At 63.3% G+C, this 15,398-nt stretch carries 15 protein-coding genes and 1 pseudogene; 11 read left to right on the top strand and 5 right to left on the bottom strand.

What is annotated here, in order from left to right; genetic code table 11:
* Positions 1-13 precede the first annotated feature (13 nt).
* Genes C1896_03670 through C1896_03660 form a run of 3 tightly spaced genes read left to right on the top strand, consistent with a single transcriptional unit; the run spans position 14 to position 1,752 of the window.
* A complete protein-coding gene (locus C1896_03670) occupies positions 14-559 on the top strand; it encodes a hypothetical protein (protein AZZ44093.1) in 546 nt (181 codons plus the stop codon).
* A gap of 20 nt (positions 560-579) precedes the next feature.
* Positions 580-957, top strand: a complete 378-nt coding sequence (locus C1896_03665) for a hypothetical protein (GenBank protein ID AZZ44092.1) — start codon at positions 580-582, stop codon at positions 955-957.
* Between the two features lie 9 nt (positions 958-966).
* Entirely contained in the window at positions 967-1,752 is a 786-nt protein-coding gene (locus tag C1896_03660; GenBank protein ID AZZ44091.1) for a GGDEF domain-containing protein, read from the top strand.
* 118 nt (positions 1,753-1,870) lie between these two features.
* Here C1896_03660 and C1896_03655 read toward each other — a convergent pair whose 3' ends face one another.
* Positions 1,871-2,647 carry a ferredoxin--NADP(+) reductase gene (locus C1896_03655; GenBank protein AZZ44090.1) on the bottom strand — a complete coding sequence of 259 codons (777 nt, stop codon included), beginning with the start codon at positions 2,645-2,647 and terminating at the stop codon, positions 1,871-1,873.
* A gap of 18 nt (positions 2,648-2,665) precedes the next feature.
* Here C1896_03655 and C1896_03650 point away from each other — a divergent pair.
* From C1896_03650 to C1896_03630, 5 genes and pseudogenes are all read left to right on the top strand, one after another.
* Positions 2,666-2,818 (top strand): annotated as a pseudogene (locus C1896_03650) (alpha/beta hydrolase).
* A 52-nt stretch (positions 2,819-2,870) separates the two neighbouring features.
* Positions 2,871-3,998 carry a 50S rRNA methyltransferase gene (locus C1896_03645; protein ID AZZ44089.1) on the top strand — a complete coding sequence of 376 codons (1,128 nt, stop codon included), beginning with the start codon at positions 2,871-2,873 and terminating at the stop codon, positions 3,996-3,998.
* On the top strand, positions 3,995-4,372 hold the full coding sequence (locus tag C1896_03640; GenBank protein ID AZZ44088.1) for a MerR family transcriptional regulator: 378 nt from the start codon (positions 3,995-3,997) through the stop codon (positions 4,370-4,372). Before C1896_03645 ends, C1896_03640 begins: the two co-directional genes overlap by 4 nt.
* Positions 4,373-4,428: 56 nt before the next feature.
* Positions 4,429-4,818, top strand: coding sequence for a 4-carboxymuconolactone decarboxylase (locus tag C1896_03635; protein AZZ44087.1), 390 nt, complete (start codon positions 4,429-4,431; stop codon positions 4,816-4,818).
* Between the two features lie 302 nt (positions 4,819-5,120).
* Complete coding sequence (locus C1896_03630) at positions 5,121-6,347, top strand: MFS transporter (GenBank protein AZZ44086.1); 1,227 nt, start codon at positions 5,121-5,123, stop codon at positions 6,345-6,347.
* A 109-nt stretch (positions 6,348-6,456) separates the two neighbouring features.
* Here the strand turns inward: C1896_03630 and C1896_03625 are convergent, their stop codons facing one another.
* From C1896_03625 to C1896_03610, 4 genes are all read right to left on the bottom strand, one after another.
* Positions 6,457-8,661: an aldehyde oxidase gene (locus tag C1896_03625; GenBank protein AZZ44085.1), complete on the bottom strand. Its 2,205-nt coding sequence runs from the start codon at positions 8,659-8,661 to the stop codon at positions 6,457-6,459.
* Positions 8,658-9,644 carry an FAD-binding molybdopterin dehydrogenase gene (locus C1896_03620; protein ID AZZ44084.1) on the bottom strand — a complete coding sequence of 329 codons (987 nt, stop codon included), beginning with the start codon at positions 9,642-9,644 and terminating at the stop codon, positions 8,658-8,660. The genes C1896_03625 and C1896_03620 overlap by 4 nt, the downstream gene beginning before the upstream one ends.
* Complete coding sequence (locus C1896_03615) at positions 9,641-10,174, bottom strand: (2Fe-2S)-binding protein (protein ID AZZ44083.1); 534 nt, start codon at positions 10,172-10,174, stop codon at positions 9,641-9,643. The genes C1896_03620 and C1896_03615 overlap by 4 nt, the downstream gene beginning before the upstream one ends.
* A 200-nt stretch (positions 10,175-10,374) precedes the next feature.
* The gene (locus C1896_03610) at positions 10,375-10,977 is read right to left on the bottom strand and encodes a nucleotidyltransferase family protein (protein ID AZZ44082.1); all 603 of its coding nucleotides are present in this window, start codon (positions 10,975-10,977) and stop codon (positions 10,375-10,377) included.
* Between the two features lie 356 nt (positions 10,978-11,333).
* Here C1896_03610 and C1896_03605 point away from each other — a divergent pair, with 356 nt between their 5' ends.
* The 3 genes from C1896_03605 to C1896_03595 all read left to right on the top strand — a co-directional run bounded on the left by C1896_03605 (position 11,334) and on the right by C1896_03595 (position 15,303).
* Positions 11,334-12,629: an NCS2 family permease gene (locus tag C1896_03605; GenBank protein AZZ44081.1), complete on the top strand. Its 1,296-nt coding sequence runs from the start codon at positions 11,334-11,336 to the stop codon at positions 12,627-12,629.
* Positions 12,630-12,750: 121 nt separating this feature from the next.
* Positions 12,751-13,839: a tRNA (uridine(54)-C5)-methyltransferase TrmA gene (gene trmA / locus C1896_03600; protein AZZ44080.1), complete on the top strand. Its 1,089-nt coding sequence runs from the start codon at positions 12,751-12,753 to the stop codon at positions 13,837-13,839.
* Positions 13,840-13,908: 69 nt separating this feature from the next.
* Positions 13,909-15,303 (top strand): MBL fold metallo-hydrolase, encoded by a 1,395-nt coding sequence (locus C1896_03595; protein AZZ44079.1) that lies wholly within the window; start codon positions 13,909-13,911, stop codon positions 15,301-15,303.
* The last annotated feature ends 95 nt before the right edge of the window (positions 15,304-15,398 follow it).

The raw sequence follows: 15,398 nt of genomic DNA, 5'->3' as shown, positions 1-15,398 counted from the left end.
GTTGAGTTGCCCCATGGAAACCCTTGACCTGTTCGCCATGCGCGAAAGCTACAACCGGCAGCAGATCATGCTGTGCTTCAACGGCCCGATCTCGCGCAGCCTGATCGAGGAAATCGGCAATGCGCTGCGTAACTACCTCGCCGCTGATCATGCCAACCCGTCGTCGGCAATGGATGTTTTTGCGGTGTACATCGAGATGACCCAGAACATCCGCCACTACGCCAAGGTCCGTAACTGGGCCGACCAGGAAGCGGGCGCCACGGTCGTGGTCGCACGCAACGATGCCGACGGCCGCTATGTAGTCTCCGCCGGCAATCTGATCGAAACAGCCGATGGAGAAGCCCTGATCGCCAGCATCGAAGAGCTGGCCCGCCTGGACAAGGCGCAACTCAAGGCTCGTTACAAAGAACAATTGCGCAAGCCACGCGAAGACAACAGTGTCAGCGGCGCAGGACTCGGCCTGATCGACATCGCCCGCAAATCCAGCGAACCACTGAAAGCGTCGCTGCAAACCGTCGCCAACGGCCGCTCGTTCATCAGCCTGAGCGCGGTCATCTGACTTACAAGAGCCAACTGCACATGAATGATTTCTCCATCGCCGGCAGCCAGTCATCGCCAGCCATTCAGTCCGACTGGGAAAACGGCGTGCTCGCCATGCAAGGCGACTCCTACCCGGAAAATTCCTACGAGCTGTTCCACCAGGTCATCGAGTGGATCGAACGCTACCTGGCCGAAGCCGGCCGTCCGCTGCGCCTGGAACTGCATCTGCTGTACCTCAATACCAGCAGCATCAAGGCCGTGATGGACATCTTCGACATGCTCGAAGCCGCCCATCAAGAGGGAAAGGCGGTGGCCGTCAACTGGCACTATGACCGCCGCAACGAGCGTGTGGTAGAACTGGCCGAAGAGTTCAAGGAAGACTGCACCTTTCCATTCATGATCCTCAGCCACGATTAGAAGGTCCTTATGCGCGGGCAGAATCCGCTGGAAAGTCAGGTTGTGGAATCGCTGTCCGATCCACAGAACCAAGGCCATCCACTGCATGAAACGCTGAGCCAGTTGTGGGAAGCACACCACAGCCTACTCAACCGCATCGAACGGATCGCCCGCGTTTCTGACGGATACCAGAGCATCGTGCGTGACCGCGAAATGACCCTCTCGGCACGCTTCGACAAGCAGCTCCGACAGCTGGAGAAAGTCGCTCGCATTTCCGATCGCTATCAGACGATGTTGCGTGATCTGAATATCGCTCTGAAAGAAGCCTCTACCCATGATGCCCTTACCGGCATCGCCAACCGGCGCTTGCTCACCGAGCGCTTGCGTGAAGAAACCGAGCGGGCCAAGCGCTACTCGCGGCCGCTGTGTGTGGTCATGGTCGACATCGACCGCTTCAAGGCCATCAATGATGATTACGGGCACGAAGTCGGCGACAACGTGCTGATGGAAGTGGTGCGGGTGATGGAGGCGGAGATCCGCGAGCATGACCTCTGCGGCCGCTGGGGCGGCGAAGAATTCCTTCTGTTGATGCCGGAGACCTCCACCGAAAGCGCGGTCCGGGTGATCGAGCGTCTGCGTGAAGCCGTCGCCAAGCTGCGGGTGCGCGTCAATGACGACTCGTTGTCGGTCACGGTGAGTCTGGGCATGGCGCAGCTAAGAGCCGATGAAAACTATTCGAGCGCCATCAACCGCGCCGACGTGGCGCTGCTGCGGGCCAAGCGCAACGGCCGTGATCGCTACGAATTAGCCGATTGAGCCTTCGGCGGGTCAGTTCGCGGCCCGCCGCCCGGCAAGCATTCCAAGATCGACTCGACGATCCGCGCGGGGGAAGGCCTGATAGCCAGGGCCGTATCAAGTCGCCTCCAACGCCGCGTTACCAGTAGTTCTCCACGGCTACCTGGCCGGGACGCCGGGTCAGACTCAGGTTGAGGTCGCGCGCTTTAAGGATGGTGCGGGTGTCTTCGATCATCTGCGGATTGCCGCAGAGCATGATCCGCGAGTGTTCGGGCTCGAGCTGCAGATCGGCCGCTCGCTCCAGTTCGCCGTTCTCGATCAGCGTGGTGACACGACCGTTCAGCGCACCGGGCATCTGCTCGCGGGTCACTACCGGCAGATAGGTCAGCTTCGAGCCGAGGCCTTCCAGATAATCGCGCTGCGGCAGCTCGCGGATCAGGTCCTGATAGGCCAGCTCGGATGCGGTGCGCGCGCTATACACCAGGATGATCCGCTCGAAGCGCTGCCAGACCTCAAAGTCCTGCAGGATCGAGAGAAAGGGCGCGATGCCCGTCCCGGTGCCCAGCAGCCAGAGATCCCGACCATCGATAAAACGATCAAGAGTGAGAAAGCCGAACGCCTGTTTGTCCACCAGCAGCTCGTCGCCGGGCTTGAGGCGACTCAGTTCGCTGGTGAATTCACCATCCGGCACCACGATGGAGAAGAAGTCGAGAAACTCATCATGGGGCGCCGATACCATCGAGTACGCCCGCCAGACGATACTGCCGCTGGGCTTACGAACGCCGAGGCGGGCGAACTGCCCGGCGGTAAAGCGGAAACCGGGGTCGCGGGTGGTGCGCAGGGTAAACAGACTGGACGTCAACGTCTGCACCTCGAGCAGACGCTGGCGGGTGAACTTCTCTTCGCTGACGGTCATACTTCGCTCCTTCCGGACATCGGGGGACACCAGCGTGTCCGGGCCGCGGAAAACGTAGGCGAGGCAGGCAAAACAAGGCAGAAACAGCCGAAGAAGCGGAGTTTAGGCGTTCTAAATGAGCATTCTGAGGCTGTTTCTAACGCAGTATTGCCAACGCAGGTAGTTTTCCGCGGCCTGGACCCTTGATACTCCTTTCTGACGCATGTAAACACCGCCAGTTCTTATGCCTATTCTCGAATCCGCCTACGCACGCCTCGATCTGATCCGCCAGCCGGAACAGCCCAACGAACCCTTGCAGGCGTTCGATGCGGCTGACGAATACCTATTGGCGCAGCTGCACGAGCAAGGCTTGGCTGCGACAACGCGGGTGCTGATCCTCAACGACAGTTTTGGCGCCCTGGCCTGTTCACTGGCGAAGCAGGCGAAGGTCACCAGCAGTGGCGATTCGCACTTGGCGCACCTGGCGCTGGAAAAAAATCTGCAACGCAACGCGCTACCGGCTGACACGGTGAGCTTCGTGCCCGCCAGTGAGGTGCCTCAAGGGCCGTTCGACCGGGTGCTGATTCGCGTCCCCAAGACGCTCGCCTTGCTGGAGGAACAGCTGATCCGCCTGCATGGCCAACTCGCGCCAGGTGCCCAAGTGATCGCCGGCTCGATGATCAAGCACCTGCCGCGTGCAGCGGGCGATCTGCTGGAGAAGTACATCGGCCCAATGCAAGCCTCGCTGGCGGTGAAGAAAGCGCGTCTGCTGACCGCGACTTCGAGCGACAAGCCGGCACCGCGCTCGCCCTACCCGACCCGCTATCACCTCGATAAGCCAGCCGTCGAACTGATCAACCACGCCAACCTGTTCTGCCGGGAAGACCTCGACATCGGCACCCGAGCCTTCCTGCCGCACCTGCCGAAGGCGCTCGGCAACCTGCGTGTCGCGGATCTGGGTTGCGGCAACGGCGTGCTCGGTATCGTTTACGCCCTGAGCAATCCACAAGCGCAGATGACGTTCGTGGACGAGAGCTACATGGCAGTGCAGTCGGCACGGGAGAATTGGCTGGCCATCCTCGGCGAGCGCCCTGCCGACATACGGGCCGGCGACGGGCTGGCCGAACAGCCGATGGATTCGCTGGATCTGGTGCTGTGCAACCCGCCCTTTCATCAGCAGCAAGTGGTCGGTGATTTCCTCGCCTGGCGGATGTTCACCCAGGCCAAGACGGCGCTGGCCAAGGGCGGCGAGCTGTGGATTGTCGGCAACCGCCACCTCGGTTATCACCTCAAGCTCAAGCGCCTGTTCGGCAAGGTAGAGCAGGTCGCGGCGACGCCCAAGTTCGTCATCCTGCGAGCCATCAAGCCATGAGCGAAGCGCCGGTTCGGCTGAGCATCCAACAGTTCGCCACGCGAACCGGCCTTTCCGCCGACACCCTGCGCTATTACGAAAAGATCGGCCTGCTGCGCCATGTCGCCCGGGACGCCAGCGGCTTTCGCGTCTACGGCCCGCGCGATCTGGAATGGGTCGGCTTCATCCTGCGTCTCAAAGATACCGGCATGGCGCTGGACGACATCATTCGCTACGCCGATCTGCGTGAACGCGGCGAATCGACTCTGGCGGCGCGGCAGGCGCTGCTCGAAGTCCATGCAGCCAAACTGCAGGACCGTCTGGAGCGCGACCGCGAACATCTGACCGCGCTGCAGGCAAAGATCGAGCTGTACCGCCAACAAACAACCCCTTGACCTAGAGTCCACTCCAACCCTCAGGCTTTCCTCTTCCCAATCAAGAGGAACGCTCCATGTCCGCATCCACCCGCTACACCGAAGGCCTGGCCAAACTCGAAGAGATCGACGGTGAGGCCGGCCGAAAGGTCATCGACAGCCTGCAAGCCATCGCACCGGACCTGGCCCGCTACGTCATCGAGTTTCCCTTCGGCGATATCTACCAGCGCCCTGGCCTCGACCTGCCACAGCGTGAGCTTGCGACAGTCGCGGCGCTAACGGCGCTGCGACATTGCCAGCCGCAATTAGCGGTGCATATCCACGGCGCATTGAACGTCGGCTGCACGCCGGAGCAGATCGTCGAGGTAATCATCCAGATGGCCGTCTATGCCGGCTTTCCTGCAGCATTGAACGGCATGGCGACCGCCAAGGCGGTCTTTGCAGAGCGCGGGTTGTTGCCTGAATGAAGCCCGACGCCTGATCGCGTACGCACGGTGAATCCAGCCCGCAACAGATACCAACACGCGTCCACCGTGGGCTAAAGCCCACCCTACGGGAAAAGCCAACGTATATCCTTCTACGTAGGGTGGGCTTCAGCCCACCAGAGCACCAGAGCACCAGCCCACCAGAGCACCAGTCTCGACTGCTGGCGGGCCAAAGCAAAACGCCGCTCGTCCACTCCGTTCGGCTTTCTGCAGGCAGATTGCCTCCCAGCGCCACCGGGGCTGAATGCTAATCTGGCTCACTGCCCACCTTGCGCCTCGACCTGATGTCCACACACGCCAAACTCCTGCTGCGTCACCAACGCCCCTTCATCAAGTTCTGGTTCGCCCGCGTATTCACTGCCAGCGGCTTCCAGATGCTGGCGGTTGCAATCGGCTGGCACATGTACGAGCTGACCGGCAGCGTGCTCGACCTCGGTCTCGTGGGCCTGGCCGAATTCTTCCCTCGCCTGCTGTTCGTTCTCTGGACCGGGCATGTCGCTGACCGCGTCGACCGTCGAAGAGTGGCGGCGCTGTGTCAGGGCTTGCAAGGGCTGATCGCCCTGTCGCTGGTACTCGGGGCCGGTGGGCTAGGCGTGACGCGCGAGATGATCTTCGTGCTCGCCTTCCTGCTGGGCACGGCACGGGCGTTCGAGGGGCCGGCGACCCAGGCGCTATTACCGAGCCTGGTGCCCACGCAACTATTTCCTGCGGCCGTAGCGGCGTCGTCATCGGCCATGCAGACCGCCACCATCGTCGCACCGGCGCTCGGCGGGCTGCTATTCGCCATCGGCCCGCTGTGGGTCTATGGCCCGGTGGCGCTGCTGTTTGCCCTGGCCTGCAGCCTGATGCTGAGCCTGCCGAAACGCCAGGCGCCGCCCAAGCAAACCGGCCCGGCGATGGACAACCTGCTCGCGGGCATGCGCTTCATCCGCAGCCGGCCGGACATTCTCGGCGCCATTTCCCTAGATATGTTTGCCGTGCTGCTCGGTGGCGCCACGGCACTGCTGCCGGTGTTCGCCAAGGACATCCTGCTCACCGGCCCCTGGGGCCTAGGGCTGTTGCGCTCAGCACCGGCGGTGGGTGCGCTGCTGATGTCGCTGTGGCTCGCGCGCTATCCCATCAACAAAAGGGTCGGCCGGGTCATGTTCGCCGCCGTCGGCGTGTTCGGCCTGGCAACCATCGCCTTCGGCCTGTCGACGTCATTCTGGCTTTCGATGGGCGTGCTGGTGGTGCTGGGCGCGGCGGATATGATCAGCATGGTGATCCGCGGCGCGTTCGTGCAGCTGGAAACGCCGGACGCGATGCGCGGTCGGGTGAGTGCGGTCAATGGTCTGTTTATCGGCGCGTCCAACCAGCTCGGCGAATTCGAGTCCGGGCTGACGGCTCACTGGTTCGGCACGGTGCCGGCTGTGGTGATCGGTGGCGTCGGAACGCTGATCATCACCGGTACCTGGATGAAGCTGTTCCCGACGCTGGCCAATCGCGACCAGTTGCATCGGGATCTGGATTAGCGGGCTCGGTGGAAGACGCGTCGCGGTCTTCCACCCTACTCCTGCACACTCGACAGTCGCGCACCCGTAGGGTGGAAAACGGCGAAGCCTTTTCCACGAGGCTGGCCGGTTACAACACCTTGTCCAAGGTAATCGGCAAATCACGCACCCGCTTGCCGGTGGCGTGGTAGATGGCGTTACCCACCGCCGCCGCCACACCAACGATGCCGATCTCACCCACGCCCTTGGAGCCCAGCGCGTTGACGATTTCGTCCTTCTCCTCGACGAAGAACACGTCGATGTCGTTGATATCGGCATTGATCGGGACGTGGTACTCGGACAGGTTGTGGTTCATGTAACGACCGAGGTTGTGGTCGATCATGGTTTCCTCATGCAGCGCCTGCCCGATGCCCCAGACCACACCACCGGCGATCTGGTTACCCGCGGTCTTCGGATTGACCACGCGCCCGGCGGCCACAGCACTGACCACGCGACTCACCTTTACCGTGCCCAGCGATTCGTCCACACGCACCTCGACGAATATCGCCGAGTGCGTAGAGATTGAATACTCGTTGCGTTTCTCGCCCGGCTTGGCGCTGACTTCTGCTTCGAGCACACCGCTGGCGGAGACGATCTTCGCCAGCTCGACCCGCTGCTCGGGCGAGGCCTTCAAGCACATGTGACCGTCGACGAACTCCACATCCTCGAGCTTGGCCCCGGTGAACGGCGATACAGGCGACTGCTGAGCGGCATCGAGTAATTTGGCCTGCAGTCCCTCACACGCCTGTTGCACGGCTGTCCCGACGGACGACACCGTGAAGGAGCCGCCTTCCAGCGGCGCCTGCGACAGGTTCGAATCACCCAGGCGAAACTCGACCTGCTCCATCGGCAGGCCCATGGCCGCCGCCGCGATTTGGGTCATCACCGTGTAGGTGCCAGTGCCGATGTCAGAGGTGGCGCTGCTGACCACCAGCCGTCCGTCGGGCTCGAGGCACGCCTTGGCGGCGGCCGGCATCTGCATCGCCTCCCACACCCCGGTAGCCATGCCCCAGCCGATCAGCTGGTTGCCGTCGCGCATGGAGCGCGGCGCCATCGAGCGGCGTGACCAACCGAAGCGCTCGGCGCCCTGCTCGTAGCACTGGCGCAGCTCCTTGCTCGAATAGGGCTTGTCCTCGTTGGCGTTGCGCTCGGAATAGTTGGTCAGGCGTAACTGCAGCGGATCGACGTTGGCCGCGTAGGCCAGTTCGTCCATCGCGCTTTCCAGGGCGTAGACGCCAATGGTCGCACCCGGCGCTCGCATATCCAGCGGCGTGTAGACGTCCAGCGGCACCAGTTGGTAGTCGAGCCTTGCGTTCGGGCACTTGTAAAGCATCCCGGACCACTCGACCTCATGCTCGGTGAAATCCTCGAAGCTGGAGGTCTGACCGATCGCCTGGTGGGTGATGGCCTGCAGTTCCCCACTGGCATTTGCGCCGATCGACAGCCGCTGCACGGTGCGCGGACGATAGCCAAAGGTGAACATCTGCTGGCGCTTGAGGGTGACGCGCACCGAGCGCTTGAGCTTGAGCGCCGCCATCACCGCCAGCGTCAGCTGATACTGAGGACGCAATCCGGAACCGAAGGCACCGCCGACAAACGGCGAGAGGATGCGGATCTTGCCCTCCATGTCGAACACGCCTTCCAGATAGCGCATGCAGTTCTGCACGCCCTGGGTCTTGTCGTAGATCTCCAGGTTGCCTTCGGGAAAGTAGTGAACGGTCGAGGCATGCGGCTCCATCGGATTGTGGTGCTCGACCGGCGTGGTGTACTGCACATCCACCTTGAATTGCGCGCTGGCCAGGGCGCTGTCCACATCACCGCGCGGCTCCGGCAGGTCGGCCGGCGCCTTGTGCATGGTTTCCAGCTCACTGAGCAGGTCGGTGTGATGGGGCTCGCGCTCGTATTCGACGCGCACCAGGCTGCCGGCGTAGCGGGCCAGTTCGAGGTTTTCCGCGACCACCAGCGCGATCGGCTGGCCGCTGTAGAGAATACGGTCGTTGAACAGCGGCCGGAACGGCGAGCCATCGGCAGCATCGTCGTCCTCGTAGGGCTCGTCGTAGCTGGCAATAGGCGGACGGTTCTGGTGGGTCAGCACCAGCGCCACGCCCGGCACCGCTTCAGCCGCGCTGGCATCGATGCTGATGATTCGACCACGCGCGATGCTGCTGTTGACCACGCTGCCGTAGAGCAGGCCGGGCACATCGAACTCACCGGCGTACTGGGCCTGTCCCGTGACTTTCAGCGGGCCATCGACTCGGTTAAGCGGCTGCCCGAACGGGGAGTTGGCTGGTTTCATTGGGCGGCTCCTCTGGCGGCGTCGGTCAGGGCGCGAACGATGGCGCGACGGCCGAGTTCGATCTTGAAGGCGTTGTGTTCGAAGCCACTGGCTCCCTCGAGCAGGATGTCCGCAGCGGTCGTGAACGCGGCCTCGTCAGCCGTTCTGCCGACCAGCGCCGCCTCGGCTTCGGCCTTGCGCCAGGGCTTGTGTGCCACCCCGCCCATGGCGATACGGGCACTGCGAATGCTGTCGCCGTCCATCTCCAGTGCAGCGGCGACCGAAACCAGGGCGAACGCATAGGAGGCACGATCTCGCAGCTTGAGGTAGCTGCTGTGTGCGGAGAAGTCTTGGGGCGGCAACTCGACCGCGGTAATCAGCTCGCCATCGACCAGGGTGTTGTCCTGCTCGGGTGTATGGCCCGGCAAGCGGTGAAAGTCGGCCATGGGAATGCGCCGCTCGCCCCGTTGCCCTTGCACATGCACCACTGCCTCCAGTGCCGCCATCGCCACGCACATGTCGGAGGGATGGACGGCGATGCAGGCGTCGCTGTGGCCAAGAATCGCGTGGATGCGATTGAGCCCGTCACGCGCCGAGCAGCCGGTGCCCGGTTCACGCTTGTTGCACGGCGTGGTGCTGTCGTAGAAGTAGTAGCAACGGGTGCGCTGCAGCAGGTTGCCACCGGTGGTGGCCATGTTGCGCAGCTGCGGCGAGGCGCCAGCCAGGATCGCTTGTGACAGCAGCGGATAGCGTGCTTCCACCAGCGGATGCCAGGCCAGGTCAGCGTTGCTGACCAGCGCACCGATGCGCAGACCGCCATCCGCGGTCTCTTCGATGTCGGCGAGTGGTAACTGGGTGATGTCGATCAGCTGGGAAGGACGCGTGACGTTTTCCTTCATCAGGTCCAGCAGATTGGTGCCACCGGCAATGTAGCGGCTGTCCGGCCGGAATTGACCGATGGCTTCCTCGACGCTGCTTGGGCGTGCATAGCTGAAGGGATTCATGGCGTCACCTCCTTCGCACCGGCCAGGCGTTCGCGAGTGTCCGCCGTAGCGTCCTCGATGGCGGCGACAATGTTCGGGTAGGCGCCGCAACGGCAGACATTGCCACTCATCTGTTCGCGCAGATCATCACGGGTTTCTGCCCGTCCTTCGGCAACCATGCCCACCGCCGAGCAGATTTGCCCGGGCGTGCAATAGCCGCACTGGAAGGCGTCGTGTTTGACGAAGGCGGCCTGCATCGGGTGCAGTTCCTCGCCCTGCGCCAGCCCTTCGATGGTGGTCAGCTCTGCGCCGTCGTGCATCACGGCGAGGGTCAGGCAGCTATTGATCCGCTTGCCGTTGAGCAACACGGTACAGGCGCCACACTGGCCGTGGTCACAGCCTTTCTTGGTGCCGGTCAGGTGCAGTTGCTCACGTAGCAGATCAAGCAGGGTGGTCCAGGGATAGACCTCGACTTCACGGCGTTGGCCGTTCAGTTGGAGGGAAATGGAACAGGCGGTAATCCCACCTGGGGCGGAAGACGTTTCGCTCATAGCAGCCTCACGGTTTGGGGGGCTTCGGGTGCCTGTTCTATGCAGGATCGCCGAAGACCTCAGGCATTCGATGCGCTTTCCGTGCGCCTAGGAAGTACGACTGCCCACGCGGAAAGATCGTTCAGCCGACCGCACACATGGCCATGCAAGGCGCGCTACAGAGCAGCCGGGGCGCCCCACCGGCAGGGAGCTACAGCTGGTCAGCTGTTGCGTCGATCGTCGGGGCGATCAATGTCCTGCAACACGCCGGAGTCATCGACCTCGACTTCCCAGGCGGCACCACTCGAAAACAGCGCCTGAGCACCGCGCTCACCGTCCAGCGACATCACCTGCAACGCGTGGTCGCGACCGATCCCACGCGGATGGCCGCGCTGCCCCTGATGACTTGCCACCACCAGGCGCGGTGGCTCGATCTGCTCAGCGATGCGACGGAAGGTGGCGGGCCGCACATAAGGCATGTCGCCGAGCGCGACCAGCCAGCCTTTGTCGCTCGGGTACTGCCTGACCGCCTGCGCCAGGCTGTGGCCCAACCCCTGGGTGTGCACGGCGAGCACCTCGGCACCGTACCGGTCAGCCTGCTGCCCAAGCCAGGCAAGCAGCTCGCTGTTGTCGTCACGGGTCACGACGACCAGCCGCTCGGCGACCCCACACAGCGCACCAAGCGTCGCCGCCAGCACGGGCGGGGCATCAGGCGTGCGATTGCAGGGGGCGAGCAATTTGTCCTGATCGGCATGCTCGCGGTAACGGCTGCCCTGCCCCGCCGCCAGCACCAGCGCGCATACACCGCGTACGGGTTCAACCATGCAGGTGTTCCCTCATGCGCAGCGAGCTGGGCATGCCGAGGCGCCTGTGGCTTCCACCCAGCCGTCGGTTGGTCTGGTGTTCGGTCATGTTCCCTCCTCGCAGAACGGGGCCAATCGGGCCGTCATTCACACAGACCCGTCGCGAGTACAACCGTTGCGCGCCGGCTCCATAACCTCACCCGCTATGGGGTACAGGGTGGCGCGATCCCCCGTGAAAAGCAGAACTCACAAGTCACCGAATGGAAATTCAACACGCTCGAGCGACGGTGTAAGATGCCCCGCTTTTTGCGGGCTTCGCCCGGATAAGCTTTGCTGTACCCCAACCGCACGAAAGACCGGCAAGAAGAGGAATCACCATGCTGGAGAAGCTGTTCCAACTCAAGGCGCACAACACCACGCTGCGCACCGAGATCCTGGCCGGTCTCACCACCTTCCTGACGATGGCCTACATCCTCTTCGTCAACCCGAGCATTCTTGCTGAAACCGGCATGGATCACGGCGCGGTCTTCGTCGCCACGTGCCTGGCCGCGGCCATCGGCTCGGCGATCATGGGCCTGGTGGCCAACTACCCGATCGCGCTGGCACCGGGCATGGGCCTGAACGCCTTCTTCACCTACACCGTGGTGCTGACCATGGGTTACACCTGGCAGACCGCGCTGGGTGCAGTGTTCCTCTCGGGCGCAATCTTCTTCCTGCTGTCGATCTTCAAGATCCGCGAGTGGATCATCCACAGCATTCCGTTGGCGCTGCGTTCGGGCATCGCGGCGGGTATCGGCTTGTTCCTGGCGATCATCGCGCTGAAAAATGCCGGCATCGTCGTCGACAACCCGGCCACGCTGGTGGGCCTGGGTGACCTCACTGCCGGCGGCCCGCTGCTCGCCTGCCTCGGCTTCTTCCTGATCGCCGCGCTGGCTTATCGCAAGGTCACGGGGGCCGTGATGATTGGCATTCTGGTGGTGACCGGGTTGTCGATCCTGCTGGGCCTTTCCGAGCTCAACGGCGTGGTGTCGATGCCGCCGTCGCTGGTGCCGACGTTCATGGAACTCGACATCATGGGCGCGCTGGATATCGGCCTGCTCAGCGTGATCTTCGCTTTCCTCTTCGTCGACCTGTTTGACACCTCCGGCACCCTCATCGGTGTCGCCCAGAAAGCCAACCTTTTGGACAAGGACGGTCGCATGCCTCGCCTCGGCCGTGCGCTGCTGGCTGACAGCACCGCGACCATGGCGGGCGCCGCACTCGGCACCTCGACCACCACCAGCTACATCGAATCGGCAGCCGGCATCAGCGCTGGTGGCCGCACCGGGCTGACCGCCTGTGTGGTCGCGCTGCTGTTCCTGCTCAGTCTGTTCTTCGCCCCGCTGGCAGGTGCCGTGCCCGCCTACGCGACCGCACCGGCATTGCTGTTCGTCGCCGTGCTGATGATGAGCAGCCTCGCCAACATCGACTGGGAAGACCTCACCGTCGCCGCACCGGTGGCCATCGCCGCGCTGGCCATGCCGCTGACCTTCTCCATCGCCAACGGCATCGCCTTCGGCTTCATTGCCTGGACCGCGATCAAGCTGCTCGCCGGCCGCTGGCGCGAGCTGAGCCCGGCGATGTGGATCCTCTCGATCCTGTTCGTGGTCAAGCTCGGCTGGTTTGCCGGCTGACGTTCCGTAGGGTGGATGACGCTTTTTTCATCCACCTTTCATACGGCTACGGTGGATGGATGAAGCGTCAGCTGCGCGCCCCGATCCACCCTACGATTTACCTACCATTCCAAGAGTCTTCATGAGCGCTCCGCAATTCGACCCCGCCACCTACGACGCCCAACTCGCCGAGAAAGCCGCGCGGCTGGTGGAACTGCTGGCGCCCTTCGACGCACCCGCGCCAGAAGTCTTCGACTCGCCACGTGAACACTACCGGCTTCGCACCGAGTTCCGCCTGTGGCGCGAGGACGGCCAACGCCACTACGCGATGTTCGAGCAGGGCGACAAACACACGCCCATTCTGATCGACGAATTCCCCATCGCCAGCCGTCGCATCAACGATCTGATGCCGCAGCTCAAGGCCGCCTGGCAAGCCAGCGAGACCCTGAGTTTCAAGCTGTTCCAGGTCGAGTTCCTGACCACGCTCTCCGGCGATGCGCTGATCACCCTCGCCTACCACCGGCCGCTGGACGATGCCTGGCAGCAGGAGGCAGAAAAGCTAGCCGAGGCGCTGGGCGCCAGCATCGTCGGCCGTTCCAAGGGCAAGCGCATCGTCATCGGCCGCGACTACGTGACTGAGCAACTGACCGTTGCCGGCCGCACCTTCAGCTACCGGCAACCCGAAGGCGCCTTCACCCAGCCCAACGGCGACGTGTGCCGGAAGATGCTGAACTGGGCCTACGACGTTCTTGGCGAGCGAAACGACGACCTGCTCGAACTCTATTGCGGTAACGGTAACTTCACCCTGCCGTTGGCAACCCGTGTGCCCAAGGTGCTTGCAACCGAGATCAGCAAATCCTCGGTGAACGCGGCGCTGGCCAACCTCGACGACAACGGCATCGACAATGTCACCCTGGTACGCCTGTCCGCTGAAGAGCTGACCCAGGCGCTGAACGAGGTGCGCCCGTTCCGCCGCCTAGCCGGCATCGAACTGAAGAGCTACAACTTCGGCAGCGTTTTCGTCGACCCGCCACGCGCCGGCATGGACCCGGACACCTGCGAGCTGACCCGCCGTTTCGAGCGCATCCTCTACATTTCATGCAACCCGGAAACCCTCGCGGCGAACATCGCCCAGCTGCACGACACCCACCGCATCGAGCGCTGCGCGTTGTTCGACCAGTTCCCCTACACCCATCACATGGAATCCGGGGTGCTGCTGGTCCGCAAATGAGCGGGTACTGAACCCGAACCGGCTGTCGGCGTCCCAACCGTGACGATCAATCGTTACGGAGGAGCGAGCATGCTGATATTCGAGCCGATCTATACCGACGGCCTGGCGCAGATTTCCTACCTGGTGGGCGACAGCAAGGCCGCAGTTGCCGCGGTGATCGATCCGCGGCGCGACATCGATATCTACCTCGACCTGGCCCGCGAAAAAGGCCTGCGCATCGGCTACGTCATCGAGACCCACATCCATGCCGACTTCGTCTCAGGTGCCCAGGCGCTGGCCGAACGCAGCGGCGCAGAGATCATCGGTGGCTGCTCGCCGAACTACGGTTTCGAGCTGCGCCAGGCTGCCGATGGCGAGGTGCTGGAGCTCGGCCAGGTCAGCCTGGAAATCATCTACTCGCCAGGCCACACGCCAGAACACATCTCGCTGCTGCTGCGCGACGGCCAGCAGGGCGATGAGCCGTTCGCGCTGTTTACCGGCGACACCCTGTTCAACCTCGACGTCGGCCGTCCCGACCTGCTCGGCGAAGACAGCACCCGGCAACTGGCCGCGCAGCTCTATGCCACGCTGTTCACCCGTTACCTGCCCCTCGGTGAACGCATCGAGATCTACCCGTGTCATGGCGCCGGCTCGGCCTGCGGCAAGTCCATCGGTGATCGCCGGCGCTCCACACTGGGTAACGAGTTGTTGTTCAATCCGGCACTCAACCAGCGGCGTAACGAAGGCGAGTTCATCGACTGGTTGCTCAGCGGCATGCCCGAGCCGCCGCGCCACTATGCGCGGCTAAAGAAGCTCAACACCCGTCCAGCAATGAATACCGGCGGACCAGCGCTGCCGCCGCCGCTGGCACCGGAGGAGTTCCGCCAGCGCACCGCCGACCACAGCGTCGTGCAACTGGTAGATGTGCGCTCGATCCTGGCCTTCGGCGGTGGCCATGTGCCGGGCGCGCTGAACATCGCGCTGCGCAACGAGTTCGTCAGTTGGGCCGGCTGGATGCTCGACGACAAGCGTCCGATCTACCTGATCGGCGAAGACAGCCACGAGGTCCACCAGGCGACACTGCAGCTGTACCGCATCGGTCTCGATCGGGTGGCAGGCTATCTGCGCAACGGCATGACCGACTGGCAGAACGCCGGCCTGCCCCTGGCCAGCGTCGGTCAATGGACGGTGCACGAGCTGAACCGTCGCCGCGAGGATCCGCAGGTTCAGGTACTCGACGTGCGCGCACCCGAGGAGGTCGGGCAAGGGCGCGTGCCCGGCGCCAGGCATGCCTTCGTAGCACATCTGCCCGAAGGACTGGATCAACTGGATAAGGACAGAACCGTGGCGACCTACTGCGGCAGCGGTTATCGCGCCTCGATTGCCGCCAGTATTCTCAAGCGCCATGGGTTCAGCCGGGTAGTCAACGTGCCGGGTTCATGGATCGCTTGGCGCAAGGACGACCTGCCAGTGGCGGAGCGCTGAGCCAACTGGGCGCGATCTGCATAAGGTTGAGAACCAACGGCTTTTCCACCCGGCCCAAGTGCAAAGGTACTACCGTGTCGGTGGATAAGGCTACG

Source organism: Pseudomonadaceae bacterium SI-3, from assembly GCA_004010935.1.
In the GTDB taxonomy this organism is placed as follows: domain Bacteria; phylum Pseudomonadota; class Gammaproteobacteria; order Pseudomonadales; family Pseudomonadaceae; genus Stutzerimonas.
The sequence above is the reverse complement of the archived record's forward strand: the minus strand, read 5'-3'. Positions and strand labels throughout refer to the sequence as shown.